This window comes from Undibacterium sp. Dicai25W (assembly GCF_049340505.1).
In the GTDB taxonomy this organism is placed as follows: Bacteria; Pseudomonadota; Gammaproteobacteria; order Burkholderiales; family Burkholderiaceae_D; genus Undibacterium; species Undibacterium jejuense.
In genome coordinates this window covers 248,722-263,853 of record NZ_JBMPOQ010000003.1, presented here as the reverse complement: position 1 = coordinate 263,853, position 15,132 = coordinate 248,722, and the positions used below count along the sequence as shown (strand labels likewise).

Here is a 15,132-nt window from a genome sequence, read left to right as displayed (position 1 = left end):
AGCCCGTTCTTTTGTTCGGTCTATAGCTCTGTATAGCTCTACTCAGAACTCCTCCCAATCACCATCACCGCTGGATTTCATTGGTTTTACTTCACGCGGTTTAGTCTTCGGTGCTTCTGATCTGGCAATCGCCGTTACTGGTTTCGCTACGGATTTAGACTGACTCGCCACGTGCTTGATCACTGGTGCTGGCGTCGAATTCACTTGACGCACATGAGTTTCACTCGCCTGCACTTTAAAAATTCCCACGGCGTGATTCAAATTATTTGCCTGTTCACGCATGCTACCTGCGGCAGCGGCGGCCTCTTCGACCAAAGCCGCATTCTGCTGTGTGGCTTCATCCATCTTGGTGATTGCCTGATTGACCTGTTGAATACCATCACTTTGCTCAGCGCTGGCAGCCGTAATTTCAGCCATGATATCGGCAACACTTTTAATGGATACCACGATTTCATCCATGGTTTTACCAGCATCATCCACCAGACGCGAGCCTTCTTCTACCTTATCTACCGAGTTACTGATCAGCTCTTTAATTTCCTTGGCTGCACCAGCTGATCGTTGAGCAAGATTGCGAACTTCACTTGCAACCACTGCAAAACCGCGACCTTGCTCGCCCGCGCGGGCAGCCTCGACCGCAGCGTTTAACGCCAGAATATTGGTCTGAAATGCAATGCTATCGATGACGCCGATGATATCGACAATTTTTCTGGAGCTTTCTTTAATCGAAGACATGGTATGCACAACATCACCAACCACCCGGCCACCTTTGCTTGCGACATCGGACGCTGTCAACGCCAAAGTATTCGCCTGCCGCGCATTATCTGCATTTTGCTGCACGGTTGATGTCAATTCTTCCATAGAGGATGCGGTCTCTTCGAGGCTAGCTGCCTGAGCCTCAGTACGGGAAGATAAATCCATATTACCAGCGGCGATCTCTTCTGCTGAAATAGCAATAGAACCACTACTTTGACGCACCATCGTCACAGTTTGCACCAGACTCTGGCGCATATTTTCCAAGCCAGAGACCAACTGCCCCATTTCATCATTAGACTCAGGTTTCAATTGATTTGTCAGATCGCCATCACCAATGGCAGTAAATTGAACCAATGCCTGCTGCAAAGGATGAGAAATGGCACGCAACAAGAAATGTGCGGATATAAAAACCGCCGTCAAGCCTGCGATGACGCCTAAAATATCAACCCACATAAAAATCGTGAAGTCGCTTTGGCTTTTTTTTAGTAAGTCTGCCGAACTGGCAAACTGATGCTCGGCAAGCTCGCCAATTTTTGCCGAGTAAATAGAAAATTTAACCGGAACAACCTCAGTATTAATTCGATCAGCTTCTTCTTTATTACCCGCCTTAATTGCCGCCAACATAGGTTGGTGAGCTTCTTTTAAATAGGTATCACGAAGTGAAATAAGATCCGTTGCTAATTTTTTTTCTGCCTCATCCTGCGGCAAAGCAAGATATTTTTTAAAACTTTCATCAGACTTAACAACGAACTCTTCCGACTTACTTATCGTTGTCGATACATCTGTAGCATCTGGATGGGCAATCGCCCTATCAAGTGCGGTTCTGGAACTCAATAGCCAGACCCTGGATTGCTCTAAACTATCGACCGAAGGTAACTGATTTGTGAATAGCTCCTGGATGACTGCATTACTATTACGTACACCGTAAATACCCATCAAGCCACCAATAGTCAGCATGATAGCCATAAAGGTCATGGTACCAATCAACCTCAGCCTGATCGTTAAATTCATCATCACTACCCTCTCAATCAGTTTTTCTCAAATACGCCAGCGTACAAATATCAAAAAAATTGGTATTGATCAGAAACAAGAATAAGTAAAAAATGTTTCAGCAAGGCATCATCTTCACTATTCAAGATTTCATCCATGTGCTACGCAGTATAAAGTTGTTTTATTAAAAAGTGCGAGACACATTTACAACGACCAAAAAAAATCCCCGACAAATCGGGGATTTCTTATTGCAAGGCTGTTATATCAGCCCATCAACTCTCTAATTACAGAGGAGCGATGTTGGAAGCTTGCTTACCTTTAGGGCCTGTCGTTACTTCGAAAGAAACGCGTTGGTTTTCTTTCAAAGATTTGAAGCCGGAAGATACGATTGCGGAGAAGTGAGCGAACAAATCTTCGCCGCCTTCATCAGGAGTAATGAAACCAAAACCTTTAGAATCATTGAACCACTTAACAATACCTGTTGCCATTACTATTTCCTATTTCAGTTAATTTGGGCATTTGCCCGATAGATCGTTTCAACCAAGTAAGAAATGACAGACTGATACTGCACTACCACTTTGAATCTCAACGACTAGTTGATTATACGCACAATCTGCAAGAGAAAGTAAATAAAAAATGAAGATATCTACAAATATATTCAACTTTTAGCGCAACTTGTCCAATTTCAGCCAAATTGGCGACCTCATCTGCATCAAATCGATACTAAATGTTAGCTATAAGGCATTTTCATGAGCGCATTCAAAGGTGCGCACAGCCAAGCGGCATCTTACTTAAGTACGTCCGTGCAACATAAATGCAGCAGCACCGGTTGCAATACGCTCGTTTTTTTCATTTCGCAAATCCATCAAGACATTCGCGACACGCTTACCCAATCGCGTCACTTCTGCATTGGCTGTAAAACTCGCCCCCTTCCCTGGTTGCAGATAATCAATTCTTAAATCGATCGTGCTCATCAGGCCAAATTCTCTTAGTTGAGAAAAGACATCTTCTTTAGGATGTAACGCTGCCATTTTTAACAGAATCGCGATACCAGCAACGCTATCGAGCACTGAGGCAATCACTCCGCCATGCAACATGCCTTGCGCAAAATTACCAAGTAATTCTTCACGCATATCAAACTGGAGTCGAGGACGATCCGGATCAAGACTGGCAACCTTTACGCCCAACAAGTGACAAAACGGGATTTTTTCTTCTAACACCTGCGTCAGCAAAGTTTGAAATTCTGGATTGTTCACCATCTCTTGTTTCATTCGTTGACCATTTAAAAAATTTCTATCGTGGATGAATGCCAATAAGGTCGGGGATTAGAAAGGACACGCTTGGCAAGACGATAAACTGTACCCGAAATAAACAAAAGAAAAAGACACTGCGACAACATCTGGACGAAAACCTCTAGACCGGCACTACATTTCAGGACTTACGGACAAAGCTTCAATCGCGAAAAATTAACAATATGAGTAGCAATTTCTCACAAACCCAACATATAGAAGACTGAGTTGGCGTTATGATACGGCACCCACATTTTCTCGCGTGTACGAGTATGCAAATTCCTTTATCAAAAGCAATCTTCAATTTTGCCATCAAGAATTTTCTCTTATTTGGAGCCTTGAGTGTTGCAGGCCTACAAAGTACGGCACAGGCCGCGCCACTTCTGCGCTGTTACGCCACATATGCGGGAGAGACACAGATTATCGAAGCGCACCCCTCCGACAATCCCTATCAAATTGAACCAGTTGATATCGGTGGCCGCTTTAAATTAAAGATGGAAATGAACGGCGAGCAGAATGCCATTAACTACATCAAAATTTACGCTTACTTTCAAACCTCGCACGGCGACGTCCCCATCCACGAAGCAAGTTATTACCCGCCTTTTCAACGACGCAACGAAGAATCTGTCTTAACACCATTCAATCGCCTATATGCAGGGCCACTAGAGCGCGAGCTACAATATCATTGCACTTTGCAGGACAAATAATATGAAACTTACCTCAACACTGCAACAAACCGCACGACTACTGGTCATCGTTTCAAGTTTTATTGTCACAAGCAACACAACCCTCGCCATCAGCGCCGAAACACCAAAACCTACAGTCAGCATGTTATTCGCTGGAGACATTGTTCTAGACGGAGTGCCAGCGCAGTGGATCGCAGAAAAAAAAGATCCTCTAGAGGCTTATTCTGCCATCTTAGCGAGCACTGATATCCGTATTGGCAATTTGGAGTGTGTAGTTGCAACAACGGGTGACAAAGCGGAGAAAATTTTTACTTTTCGCGGCAATCCCATCGCCCTACCAACGATTCATCAGCATTTTGATGCCGTGTCACTCGCCAACAATCATTCAGGAGACTTTGGTCGCGCCGCTTTCACAGAAATGTTAGGGCATTTAGAACAACAAAAATTCTCCTATTTTGGCGGTGGCAGAAATTTAAAAGCAGCGCATAAGCCACTGATACTTGAACGCAAAGGAATCAGGATCGCCCTATTAGGTTACGACGAATTCATGCCGCGCAGTTTTGAAGCAACAGCAACGGAAGCTGGCGTCGCCTGGAGTGAAGACGATGAACAGGTGGTCCGCGATATTAAAAATGCCCGCCTCACCTACCATGCCGACGTAGTTATTCCATTCATGCATTGGGGCTGGGAAAATGAACCATTATCCGGAGAGCGGCAACACCAGCTTGCTCATCTCATGATTGATGCGGGCGCCGACGCAGTGATAGGCGGACATCCGCATGTAACTCAGGATACCGAACAATATAAAGGCAAACCTATCATATACAGCATTGGTAACTTCATGATCGATTCGCTTGATAATGAACCACAAACCCGTGGTTGGATAGTGAGGCTAGAGGTGAGCACTTCGGGCGTTAATGCATGGGATACACGCCTGGCAAGACTCAACGATGACGGGATTCCCTACCCCGACAAAGAGGCTATGACGCCATGCTGGCATGGCAAGGGTGAGGCAATACAACAGTGTAGCAATGCGGAAACACGATTTATTCCGCATTAATCGACATTAATCCGCATCCAACTCATTAATGGCAAGCGGCGCCTGAATGACCAGGTGTCCGTTCGCTTCCGCTACACAAGGCAAAATCCAGGTTTCTGCTTTCTCTTCCGCACTTAAGCCCGGCCATTCAATACGATATTGAATCGTTCCCTCAAGCAACTTACACATACAAGCGCGGCAGACACCGTTTCGGCACGAGCTCGGTAAGCGTATGCCTGCGTTCAACGCAGCCTCTAATATAGTTTGCCCCGAAGGAATCTGGCAGGACCACCTTTGCGGCAGCACAAGTAATTCCTTAGCATTATTACTTTGTTCCATGAGTTTCAAAGCATCCCTTGTTATTCCATCCGAATTTTACTAAATTGAGGTGCGCCTCCGGATTATTCTCAAAGTCAGGGCGCAAGTAACATTTCAGGAGTTCAACATGAATCATGTTAGCAGCACTGTGATACAAGCACAGCCACACTTCTCCAGCGAACGCAGAAATCAACGCGCACCAGAATTCACCCTGCTAGAAGTAGACCCCAGAGATGTGGTCGATGGAGCCATTGTAGACGGCGGATTTTATGCTGAAGATGTGCAATCGGTAGGCAAGATGCGCGAACATTGCCCTTACTGTATCACGGTACAATTGCAATTGGTCTTACGTTACAAACACGTCAAACGTTCGCATTTATTCTGCAATTCATGCACCCGTTGCTTTGATGCACTATACCCGGATGGCACCTCTGCATTGATTGTTGGCGCGATGTCGCTGGTTTAGCATTTTCCAATAAAAAACCGCAGCATCGATAGATTTCTGCGGTTTTTTTCCGGCTTTAGAATTCAGATTTGAATTCTGGCTTGAAGTAACAAGTTCTTAGACTACTGTTTGCAAGCGCATTGCGACGCCCATATCGCCAGCGACTTTCAACTTGCCCATCATAAATCCATTCATAGGGTTCAATTCACCCTTCAACAAAGCTGCCAAGTTTTCCAAAGAAATGGTAATTGTGCAGGAAGCTTCTTTATTTTCATTGGATACCGTGTTTGGCGTCGCTGTCGCATCGACAAAAACCACGCCATCACTACCACAATCAAATTTCAGGGTGGCATTCAAACCGCTATCATCACCAACTTTAGTGCGAATTGTCTCTGTGCATGTTTGTAAATCCATGTCTACTCCTTCTATCCAAGTTTAAAAACCCAAGCAATGTAGCACGTCTCGGTTTCGAGGAACAATACTAGACGCCTAGGATTAAAAATAAATTACCAATTAAACTGAGCTCAACTTACTTCAGAATACAGGTCAATAACCAGTAATGTTCGTTCCGCACCACCCTGATATCTCTGACCAATGGACCGAATTTTTTACGCAAAGCACTATCAGTCGGGAAATTTTTGACGATCAAAACCCGTTCACCATCGGCGCGTATGCGAAACTGAAAGGTATTTCCTTCTGCATCTGTACGGGCAATAGGGGTACTGCTACCTTCAATATAATTATTATCCATCAGTACCAACAAACTCCCCTTACCCGCACCCTTACTTAACTTTGCCAACAGGGCGGCTTGTTCTTCGCGCTTCACATGTGACCAAAAAAATCCTGCAAAGCAAGCTGAATATTGCCCCTCTTTGGCATCTGGCAAATCATAAATGTTTGCCAGTGCAAATTCAGGTTTGACATCCGGATAGTTTTTAGCTTGCGCCAAGTCAAGCATAGGTTGATTGATGTCTGTCGCGTACACCGATTGCGCATGTGGCGCAAATTTCTCAGTCCAATAACCTGTGCCGCAAGCGACTTCCAGTACTTTATGATTCTTCAGCAATTCGCAGACGCGTTGCTGCATCTCTTGCAAATCTGCCTGACGTTCTGGTCGTTGATACACTTGCTCCAGGGTTTGCGCGCGTTGAGCATAATATTCGCGCATCGTTTCTTCAGTCATTTTCTTCATCTAATAAAAAGTTAATCAATTCGACAAATCCGGCACCACACGCTTGTTCGGTAACATAGAGCGGATGTGCATCAAATCTGTCTAGGTATTTTTTCACATTGGCCACGCCCACCGACCATGGATAATGGGCAAACATACTCGCATCGTTTGGCGAGTCGCCGACAAACACACAGCATTCACGCGCGTGATGATCTGCAATATCAAACACTTCCGCCAACAATTTCTGCGTCATGGTCTGCTTAGAAAAATGCATAACAGATGCATGCGCATGGATACTACTGGTCGTTGCATACAAACCGTGCTCTCGTATGAAGTCCGCAATTTCTGCCGTTCTGGCTAATGGTAAAGGCGTTATTTCTTCGCCTATATCAAACGCCAGGTCACCGATGCGCTGAGGTGCATCAGATGCAACTTTCACCTCTGGAAAACGCGCTTGCAATATCACCGCAAATTGCTCCAACTGTTGACGATGTTGCTGACGAAGCTCTGCTTCCGCATAAAACATTGCTTGCTGTTTGCCTGCTTCATCAAGCCAGAATGCGCTCGCCCCATTCTCGGCAATTACCGCATCAAAATTACACAAACGCAGTAAGGGTAAAGTCCAGAAAGTCGGTCTGCCGGTCACGGCAATCCGCAACCAACCAGCCTGCTTGGCTCTATCCAACACTTGCAGCGTTGCTGCGCTCAGCTTACCTGCTGTTGTCAACGTATCGTCAATATCGGTCAGGATGACTTTCAGTCGGCGACGCTCAGTCAGCGGCCAATCACGCAAACGCTGCATGCTCATAAATCGTAATTATCTTTGTTACCTTGCAAAGCACTATCAACCATCTTGCGATTCAGGGTAGGATTCAAGAGTTCAATAAAGGTGTAGATGTAACTACGCAAATACGCCCCTTGTTTAATTGCAACGCGCGACACGTTCATACCAAATAAATGTCCGACCGGAATAGCGCGTAAATTTTTATCACGCTCAGCGTCAAAAGCCATTCCTGCAATGATACCAATTCCCATACCCAGTTCAACATAGGTTTTAATGACATCTGCATCTATCGCCTCTAACAAAATATCTGGCTTCAAATTACGAACCTGAAACGCATGATCAATTTTACTTCTCCCGGCAAAAGCCGCGTCATACGTCACCAATGGATAGTGGGCAATTTCTTCCAGTGTGATATTTTTTAACTTCAACAAAGGATGATCTACAGGTACTACAACCACATGCTCCCACTGATAACAAGGAAGTGAAATCAAACCATCAAAGCCGGAAATTGATTCAGTCGCAATCACCAGATCCGCCTGGTCGCGCATTACCATTTCAGCGATTTGTTTAGGATTTCCTTGCAACAGAGACAGTCGCACCTTGGGGTACTTCAGCATAAACGCCTGCACTACCTTAGGCAAGGCATAGCGCGCCTGGGTGTGCGTCGTAGCAATGGTAAAACTACCGCTATCTTGCGCCGCATATTCTTTACCAATGCGTTTTAAACCATCAATTTCCTGCATAATCAGTTCAACCGACTTCAAAACGGCACGCCCAGGTTCGGTCAGCCCACGGATACGCTTGCCGTGTCGGGTGAAAATATCGACCCCTAATTCCTCCTCCAACTCAATAATTGCCTTAGAAACACCAGGTTGTGAAGTAAATAAAGCTTTTGCGGCCTCAGTCAGATTAAAATTCTGCCTGACAGCTTCCCGGACAAAGCGTAATTGATGTAGGTTCATAGGTAGCGAGAGTAAATTGGCTTATACCATTAAACTTCGGTAAAGCTTAGTTGATATACATATAGCAGTATATAGAGACCACGACAAGAATTCTATGCTCAATCACAAATACCGTCACATGAAAAGCAGTTTTTTCAAGATTTTGACTGTTTTCATATTATTTTCATATGTTTTTACTGCAAGAGCGGAAACACTGAACCCACCGCAAACGCAAACCAAACCACTCAAGGTCTGTGTCGTCCTCTCTGGCGGCGGTGCACGCGGGTTTGCCCACATTGGGGTACTTAAACAACTGGAAGCCATGCACATTCCCATCGACTGTATCGCTGGCACAAGCATGGGAGCGGTTATTGGTGGTTTATATGCCTCTGGTCTTTCAGCCTCTGACATCGAGCAAAAATTGCAGAATCTAAAACTCAACGATATAGCACTTGATCGTGTGGAACGTCGATCATTGCCCCAATCGGTCAGAGAAGATGATGATCGGTACCCGTTAGGCGCCACTTTAGGCTTGAGTGAAAATGGCGTACGCCTCCCAGCTGGCGTCGTTCAAGCGAGCCAATTTCAAGAATTAATTCAAAATTGGACCGCCCATTTACCTTCGGACATCAATTTTGATCAATTGCCAATTCCATTTCGCGCAGTAGCAACCGACCTCGAGACAGGTGAAATGGTGGTCTTCAACAAAGGCTCGATACATAAAGCAATACGTGCCAGCATGGCCGCGCCCGGCGTATTCGCGCCAACAGAGATAGACGGACGCCTGCTGTCCGATGGTGGACTGGTACGCAATCTGCCTGTCGATATCGCTCGCAGTATGGGGGCAGACGTCGTTATTGCAGTCAATATTGGAACACCTTTACTTCCGAGAGATAAGCTACAAACTTTATTCAACGTCAGTCAGCAAATGGTTAACATCTTGACTGAACAAAATGTACAAGCACAAAAAGCCTTACTCCAGCGGCAGGATATTCTGATTGAACCGGATCTGGGCAACATCGGCTTTATGGACTTTGGGCGCTCCGAAGAAGCCACATTGATTGGTGAGAAGGCTGCAGAAAAAATGCGGACACAATTGCAAGCTCTATCCTTACCGACCGCGGTATTTGTCAGCGCGCAACATATGCGTACCCATCCGCAATTACCGCCGATAACAATAGGCTTTGTCGATATAGATAACAATAGTCAAATTCCATCAGTTGATATCCGACGACAATTACGAATACCAATCGGCAGCATCTACAACGCTGATGAGATTAATCGAAAGCTGGCCATTTTAAATAACGCCCGCGAATTTGATAGCATCAGCCATGAGCTAGTACAACGCGACAATGAATATGGTGTGCGAGTGGACGCGCGAGGCCGTAATTGGGGCCCGCATTTTTTACGATTTGGCCTAAATTTATCCAGTGGCTTCGATGGTGCCGGAGGATTTCGCTTGCAAGTCGGTCATCGACGCCCATGGTTAAACGAGAGCGGGCTAGAATGGCGAACAGATGCCACTTTTGGAAATGAAACCAGATTACATACCGAATTGCGGCAACCGCTGTTTGAGCGCGAGGGTATGTTTATCTCGCCATATATCGAATTTAACGACACGACGGTTAATCAATACGTGGACAATACGCGCGTTGCAGAATACGATTTACGCTCCGAAAAAGCCGGTACAGACATAGCATTCAGACTTGGCGATGAAAGTAAACTAGGAGAGGCTCGAATAGGCATTAACTACAATCGGTACAACATACATCCCAAACTAGGTGGTTACCTGCTCAATTCCGATAATTCACTGACGAACATCAATTTGCCATCTGGTAGCTTGCAACAATTAGGTATCAAAACATCGATTGTCATTGACCAATTGAGTGACCCTAGCTTTCCAAGGGATGGCTACAAAGTCGCTGGCAATGTGTTTTTTGGTTTAAATAAGAGTGACCACAATTATCAGGAAACGTCGTTCACATCGGAGTGGGCGAAAAGTTTCGGTAGCCACAGTGTTAATTTAAAATTGAGCGCCGCCGGCCTATTTCAGTCAAGCACCGCATTGCAAGGCATAGGCTCAACCTTAGGCGGGTTCCAAAAACTATCGGCTTATCAACAGGATCAGTTCAGTGGAAACTACATGCTTTACGGTAGTGCCACTTATTTATTGCGTGCAGTGAATTTTGAAATGGCGGGCCAAAGTCTGTTCCTGGGATCATCATTCGAAGCTGGCAATGTCTGGGATACAGGCAAAGATATCTCGATTCCTTCTTTACGAAAAAGTCTGAGTCTGTTTGCTGGATTTAATAGCTTTATGGGACCGATTTACTTGGGTTTTGCAGTGGGTCAAGGTGGCGCGAAAAGTGTGTTTTTCCAGATGGGCCGACAATAACCAGGTTGTGTACCTTGGTGGCTAAGCTATCACATGTCAGATAGCTTAGCCACCGCTCAAATACACAAACTTTCCATTCTGTATCCGCGCCATCACTCGCGAACGCTGATCGAGTCCAACATGATCTGTTACCGACATATTGACGACACCTTGTGGAACGACTAAATCATGCGTATTTTCAACCGCATTTCTCAATGCAATCCTGAACTCTTTGGTTCCGGGATGCGCCAACTTAATGGCATCAGGGATTGCCCGTGCCATCAGCATGTAGGCACCCCAAGCGTCAGCAGCAAACTGATTCAGACCGTTCACACTATGCTCATTCGCATAAGCAGCCTGGAATTGGCTCGAAAAATCCAGCGCTACTTTCTTTACCTGATTACTTGCTGGCAATTGCGACGCAACAACCGCTGGCCCAGTTGGAAATAAGGTTCCTTCAACATCCTTACCACCAAGGTTTAAAAATTCCTGACTCGCAATACCGTGCGTCTGATAAATCTGTCCTGAGTAACCGCGCTCTTTCAAGGTCTTTTGCGGCAAGACTGCTGGCGTACCCGATCCGGCAATTAAAACGGCATCCGGCTTACTTGTCATAATTTTTAAAATCTGTGCGGTTACACTGGTATCTGTTCTTGCATAACGCTCATTGGCAACAATACTGATTTTTCTGAGCTCCGCAAATTTAGAAAATTCATTCGCCCAACTCTCGCCATACGCATCAGCGAAACCAATAAAAGCAATACGCCTATAACCTCGCTCTGCCATATTTTGCGTTAGTAATGATGCCATATGACTATCGTTTTGCGGCATTTTGAAAACCCATTTTCGTTTCTCGTCCATGGGAGAAACGATAGAAGCAGCAGCGGCCAAGGTAATCATAGGTGTAGAACTTTCAGCGAGACTGTCAAGCATTGCCAAAGACGCAGAAGTCAAATTAGGACCAACAATGACATCGACCTTATTTTCATTGATCAGCTTGTGTGCATTGCGAACTGCATTACCAGGATCGCTGGCATCATCCAGCATGATGTACTCAAGCTTCTGGCCGGCAATTTCTTTAGGCCAAAGTAAAACCGCTTTTTTTGATGAGGAACCAATGGAAGCCGCCGCGCCTGTCATGGACGCGTCAACACCGACTTTAATTTGCGCCAACACGGATGTACTGACGAAAACTAGCGGCAAAAAAACAACCTGACGAGACATCTTAAGCATCTAAACGGCTCCGAAAAAAAGGCATTTTGACGGCGACTTAATTCGCAAATATGTCGAACAATTCATTAATCATGATCGCAAATACTCAAGCGACGTTCGTGCCGCTAAAGCCAAGCGGCAACGAAGTTATGGTTTAATTAATTTGCGGAGTCGGTCTCAACAACACTCTGCTCAATCGCGCCAAAAATCGATTTGCCATTTTTATCGAGCATCTCAATTTTGATCGTGTCACCAAAGCGCATGAACGGCGTTACAGACTCACCCGTCGCGATCATTTCCAGAGCACGTTTTTCAGCAATGCAACTAAAACCTTTGCTCGCATCCTTATTGGACACGGTGCCAGAACCGATAATGGTGCCAGCGCGCGCGTTGCGAGTTTTGCATAAATGCGTAATCAATTGCGGAAATGAAAACACCATATCAACACCGGCATTTGGCTGCCCAACCAGATTGCCGTTCCAAGTCGAGCGCAGTGGCAAATGAACTTTACCGTCTTTCCAAAACTCGCCTAACTCGTCCGGCGTTACCGCCACGGGCGAAAAGCTGGAAGCGGGTTTCGATTGGAAGAAGCCAAATCCCTTTGCCAATTCTGACGGAATCAAATTTCTCAGCGAAACATCGTTGACCAACATCAGCAAACGAATATGTTCACCGGCATACTGCACTTTCTCGCCCATTGGGATATCACCAGTAATGACAGCGATTTCACTTTCAAAATCAATACCCCACTCCTCAGACGCCAACACAATGTCGTCACAGGGACCAATAAAATCGTCACTCCCTCCCTGATACATCAAGGGATCATGCCAAAAACTCTCGGGCATTTCAGCATTGCGTGCCTTTCGCACCAACTCTACGTGATTCACATAGGATGAACCATCTGCCCATTGATATGCCCTTGGCAAAGGTGCCATACATTTTTCAGCGACAAAATCAAAACTATTGACCGCACGGCCAGCATTCAGACGCGTATATAATTCATCCAATTGAGGAGCAATAAAGTTCCAGTCATCTAAGGCGCGCTGCAAGCTTGGCGCAATACCATTGGCAATACATGCGGTCTTCAAGTCACGGGAGACCACGATCAACTGACCATCGCGTGATCCATCTTTTAAAGTTGCAAGCTTCATACATTTCCTTATTTTTCGAGCGCTTGATGATTTTACATGAACAGAAGTTTGAATTTCACTGTAAAGTTTGATGCTGATACTTCGACTATGGATTCATTACCTGATTTATTGGCTACATTTGAGATATAAGCGACAGATTCAACGGGTTTTACATCTACGACAGAAGGCAAATTACTATGAATTTCAATAATCTTAAAATTGGCAAACGACTCAGCATAGGATTTAGTCTTACCTTAATCATTATGCTCATCATGGTTATCGTCAGTATTGTCCGACTCAACGAAATATCGCGTCGTAGCCAGGAAATCCTTGACAACAATGCGGTTAGCGTTGCCAGCGGATTGGAAATCGCCTCCCTGATACAGGAAAATGGCAGTCGCACCCTCGAGATGATCTTAACTTCGGATCAAAACGGACGCACAAAATTATATACAGCGATTGATACCAACAAAAAGAAAATCAATGAACTTCTCGAAACAATCGGCCAATTAGCACAGACCGACGAAGAGAAAAAATCCCTGGAAAAGCTCAAAACCTCAATGACAGGTTTTGTCACGGCATTTAGCAAAACGGCTGACCTCATCGAATTAGATCAAAAAGATGATGCGACAGCCATGATGCAGAGCACGACTTTCCCAGCTCTAAGGCAAGCATTAAACGACATTGCCCATCTGTGCGATATCCAAAAAGCTGCGATGACAGAAAATGGCAATCAGATTAAGAGTAATATCAGCTTTTCACGCAACCTGATGTTGATTTTAGGTTTGGCAGCCTTGGCAATCAGCAGTGCATTTGCAGTTTGGATTGCGCGCTCAATCACACGCCCCCTGGACGCTGCAGTATCTGTTGCAAAAAAAGTAGCAGACGGCGACCTGACCGGAAAAATTCAAGTCAACTCATCTGATGAAACCGGACAGCTGCTTAGCGCCCTGGCAGATATGAATAATAATCTGGTCATGACTATCAGCCAGGTACACAGAAGTACTGAAATGATTTCCACTGCATCCGGAGAAATTGCTGCCGGTAACGCAGATCTCTCTTCCAGAACAGAAAATCAAGCCAGCTCTCTCGAAGAAACCGCTTCCTCTATGGAAGAACTGACCTCTACTGTCAAGCAAAATGCAGACAATGCAAAGACCGCTAATCAGCTTGCGATCTCTGCATCCGACGTAGCAATCAAAGGCGGCAGCATAGTAGGCCAGGTAGTAACGACGATGGGCTCAATTAAAGATAGCTCGGGAAAAATCGTTGATATCATCGGCGTTATTGACAGCATTGCATTCCAGACTAATATTCTGGCCTTGAACGCCGCCGTAGAAGCCGCCCGTGCTGGGGAGCAAGGACGTGGCTTTGCGGTCGTTGCTACCGAAGTGCGCAATCTGGCTCAACGCAGCGCCAGCGCAGCAAAAGAAATTAAAGGTTTGATTGATGATTCTGTCGAAAAAGTGAATTTTGGTAATGAATTGGTCGGTCAGGCTGGCGTTACGATGGAAGAAATTGTGACATCAATTAAACATGTTGCCGATATCATGAGTGAAATAACGGCGGCAAGCCAGGAGCAAAGCGCAGGTATTGAACAAGTCAATCTTGCCATTGCCGAGATGGATGAGATGACACAACAAAATGCAGCTCTCGTTGAACAAGCAGCAGCCGCCGCAGAAAGCATGCAAGAGCAAGCCAGTGCTCTTGCACAGGCAGTCAGCATCTTTAAGCTCACCAATATATTGCAAACGCCAGCAAATCGTCCAAATAACAACACCGGAACACTAACAAAAAAAGCACCTGTTAAATCGGTGAATCATAAAAAGGCTGCCAGCAACCCGCAATTAAGCAACAAATCCAATGTCAAACAAGCTGCACCTGAAGGCAATGATTGGGAAGAGTTTTAATTCTTTATCAAAAACTGACCTCAACGCCCCCCCCTCTTTCACTACACATCGGCACAGTGCAATCGCTGCACTGTGCTATGCGCCATGGCA

Annotated in this window: 15 protein-coding genes; 5 read left to right on the top strand and 10 right to left on the bottom strand. The window is 45.5% G+C overall.

All coding sequences use genetic code 11. From position 1 onward, the window contains the following. Positions 1–42: 42 nt before the first annotated feature. From ACO0KY_RS05950 to ACO0KY_RS05940, 3 genes are all read right to left on the bottom strand, one after another. Complete coding sequence (locus tag ACO0KY_RS05950; RefSeq protein ID WP_222612983.1) at positions 43–1,767, bottom strand: methyl-accepting chemotaxis protein; 1,725 nt, start codon at positions 1,765–1,767, stop codon at positions 43–45. Between the two features lie 260 nt (positions 1,768–2,027). Further along, positions 2,028–2,231: a cold-shock protein gene (locus tag ACO0KY_RS05945; protein WP_186910542.1), complete on the bottom strand. Its 204-nt coding sequence runs from the start codon at positions 2,229–2,231 to the stop codon at positions 2,028–2,030. Positions 2,232–2,534: 303 nt separating this feature from the next. Next, complete coding sequence (locus ACO0KY_RS05940) at positions 2,535–3,014, bottom strand: thioesterase family protein (RefSeq protein ID WP_186910541.1); 480 nt, start codon at positions 3,012–3,014, stop codon at positions 2,535–2,537. A 290-nt stretch (positions 3,015–3,304) separates the two neighbouring features. Here ACO0KY_RS05940 and ACO0KY_RS05935 point away from each other — a divergent pair, with 290 nt between their 5' ends. After that, positions 3,305–3,739 (top strand): hypothetical protein, encoded by a 435-nt coding sequence (locus ACO0KY_RS05935; protein ID WP_186910540.1) that lies wholly within the window; start codon positions 3,305–3,307, stop codon positions 3,737–3,739. 1 nt (position 3,740) lies between these two features. Beyond that, positions 3,741–4,778 (top strand): CapA family protein, encoded by a 1,038-nt coding sequence (locus ACO0KY_RS05930; RefSeq protein ID WP_186910539.1) that lies wholly within the window; start codon positions 3,741–3,743, stop codon positions 4,776–4,778. Positions 4,779–4,784: 6 nt separating this feature from the next. Here ACO0KY_RS05930 and ACO0KY_RS05925 read toward each other — a convergent pair whose 3' ends face one another. Beyond that, positions 4,785–5,096, bottom strand: coding sequence for a 2Fe-2S iron-sulfur cluster-binding protein (locus ACO0KY_RS05925; RefSeq protein ID WP_186910538.1), 312 nt, complete (start codon positions 5,094–5,096; stop codon positions 4,785–4,787). Between the two features lie 106 nt (positions 5,097–5,202). On the opposite strand from ACO0KY_RS05925, the gene ACO0KY_RS05920 reads away from it, so the two are divergent. Next, positions 5,203–5,541, top strand: coding sequence for a hypothetical protein (locus ACO0KY_RS05920; RefSeq protein ID WP_186910537.1), 339 nt, complete (start codon positions 5,203–5,205; stop codon positions 5,539–5,541). A gap of 96 nt (positions 5,542–5,637) precedes the next feature. Here the strand turns inward: ACO0KY_RS05920 and ACO0KY_RS05915 are convergent, their stop codons facing one another. From ACO0KY_RS05915 to ACO0KY_RS05900, 4 genes are all read right to left on the bottom strand, one after another. Further along, a complete protein-coding gene (locus ACO0KY_RS05915) occupies positions 5,638–5,934 on the bottom strand; it encodes an SCP2 sterol-binding domain-containing protein (RefSeq protein WP_186910536.1) in 297 nt (98 codons plus the stop codon). 115 nt (positions 5,935–6,049) lie between these two features. Then, on the bottom strand, positions 6,050–6,703 hold the full coding sequence (locus ACO0KY_RS05910) for a class I SAM-dependent methyltransferase (protein WP_423044830.1): 654 nt from the start codon (positions 6,701–6,703) through the stop codon (positions 6,050–6,052). After that, positions 6,696–7,499 (bottom strand): HAD family hydrolase, encoded by an 804-nt coding sequence (locus ACO0KY_RS05905; RefSeq protein ID WP_423044829.1) that lies wholly within the window; start codon positions 7,497–7,499, stop codon positions 6,696–6,698. Before ACO0KY_RS05905 ends, ACO0KY_RS05910 begins: the two co-directional genes overlap by 8 nt. Next, positions 7,496–8,437 carry a CysB family HTH-type transcriptional regulator gene (locus tag ACO0KY_RS05900; RefSeq protein WP_423044828.1) on the bottom strand — a complete coding sequence of 314 codons (942 nt, stop codon included), beginning with the start codon at positions 8,435–8,437 and terminating at the stop codon, positions 7,496–7,498. The genes ACO0KY_RS05905 and ACO0KY_RS05900 overlap by 4 nt, the downstream gene beginning before the upstream one ends. Positions 8,438–8,555: 118 nt before the next feature. Between ACO0KY_RS05900 and ACO0KY_RS05895 the strand changes: the two genes are divergently transcribed. Beyond that, entirely contained in the window at positions 8,556–10,811 is a 2,256-nt protein-coding gene (locus ACO0KY_RS05895; protein WP_423044827.1) for a patatin-like phospholipase family protein, read from the top strand. A gap of 45 nt (positions 10,812–10,856) precedes the next feature. Here ACO0KY_RS05895 and ACO0KY_RS05890 read toward each other — a convergent pair whose 3' ends face one another. Continuing rightward, on the bottom strand, positions 10,857–12,023 hold the full coding sequence (locus ACO0KY_RS05890) for an ABC transporter substrate-binding protein (protein ID WP_423044826.1): 1,167 nt from the start codon (positions 12,021–12,023) through the stop codon (positions 10,857–10,859). A gap of 137 nt (positions 12,024–12,160) precedes the next feature. After that, positions 12,161–13,153 carry a fumarylacetoacetate hydrolase family protein gene (locus tag ACO0KY_RS05885; RefSeq protein WP_423044825.1) on the bottom strand — a complete coding sequence of 331 codons (993 nt, stop codon included), beginning with the start codon at positions 13,151–13,153 and terminating at the stop codon, positions 12,161–12,163. A 176-nt stretch (positions 13,154–13,329) separates the two neighbouring features. Between ACO0KY_RS05885 and ACO0KY_RS05880 the strand changes: the two genes are divergently transcribed. Further along, positions 13,330–15,042: a methyl-accepting chemotaxis protein gene (locus tag ACO0KY_RS05880; RefSeq protein ID WP_423044824.1), complete on the top strand. Its 1,713-nt coding sequence runs from the start codon at positions 13,330–13,332 to the stop codon at positions 15,040–15,042. The last annotated feature ends 90 nt before the right edge of the window (positions 15,043–15,132 follow it).

Bases quoted from the DNA above. Each gene is read 5' to 3' on its own strand.
- ACO0KY_RS05900 (WP_423044828.1), bottom strand. From the start codon at position 8,437: ATGAACCTACATCAATTACGCTTTGTCCGGGAAGCTGTCAGGCAGAAT.
- ACO0KY_RS05945 (WP_186910542.1), bottom strand. From the start codon at position 2,231: ATGGCAACAGGTATTGTTAAGTGGTTCAATGATTCTAAAGGTTTTGGT.
- ACO0KY_RS05905 (WP_423044829.1), bottom strand. From the start codon at position 7,499: ATGAGCATGCAGCGTTTGCGTGATTGGCCGCTGACTGAGCGTCGCCGA.
- ACO0KY_RS05940 (WP_186910541.1), bottom strand. From the start codon at position 3,014: ATGAAACAAGAGATGGTGAACAATCCAGAATTTCAAACTTTGCTGACG.
- ACO0KY_RS05950 (WP_222612983.1), bottom strand. From the start codon at position 1,767: ATGATGAATTTAACGATCAGGCTGAGGTTGATTGGTACCATGACCTTT.
- ACO0KY_RS05880 (WP_423044824.1), top strand. From the start codon at position 13,330: ATGAATTTCAATAATCTTAAAATTGGCAAACGACTCAGCATAGGATTT.
- ACO0KY_RS05895 (WP_423044827.1), top strand. From the start codon at position 8,556: ATGAAAAGCAGTTTTTTCAAGATTTTGACTGTTTTCATATTATTTTCA.
- ACO0KY_RS05930 (WP_186910539.1), top strand. From the start codon at position 3,741: ATGAAACTTACCTCAACACTGCAACAAACCGCACGACTACTGGTCATC.
- ACO0KY_RS05920 (WP_186910537.1), top strand. From the start codon at position 5,203: ATGAATCATGTTAGCAGCACTGTGATACAAGCACAGCCACACTTCTCC.
- ACO0KY_RS05915 (WP_186910536.1), bottom strand. From the start codon at position 5,934: ATGGATTTACAAACATGCACAGAGACAATTCGCACTAAAGTTGGTGAT.
- ACO0KY_RS05910 (WP_423044830.1), bottom strand. From the start codon at position 6,703: ATGACTGAAGAAACGATGCGCGAATATTATGCTCAACGCGCGCAAACC.
- ACO0KY_RS05925 (WP_186910538.1), bottom strand. From the start codon at position 5,096: ATGGAACAAAGTAATAATGCTAAGGAATTACTTGTGCTGCCGCAAAGG.
- ACO0KY_RS05935 (WP_186910540.1), top strand. From the start codon at position 3,305: ATGCAAATTCCTTTATCAAAAGCAATCTTCAATTTTGCCATCAAGAAT.
- ACO0KY_RS05885 (WP_423044825.1), bottom strand. From the start codon at position 13,153: ATGAAGCTTGCAACTTTAAAAGATGGATCACGCGATGGTCAGTTGATC.
- ACO0KY_RS05890 (WP_423044826.1), bottom strand. From the start codon at position 12,023: ATGCTTAAGATGTCTCGTCAGGTTGTTTTTTTGCCGCTAGTTTTCGTC.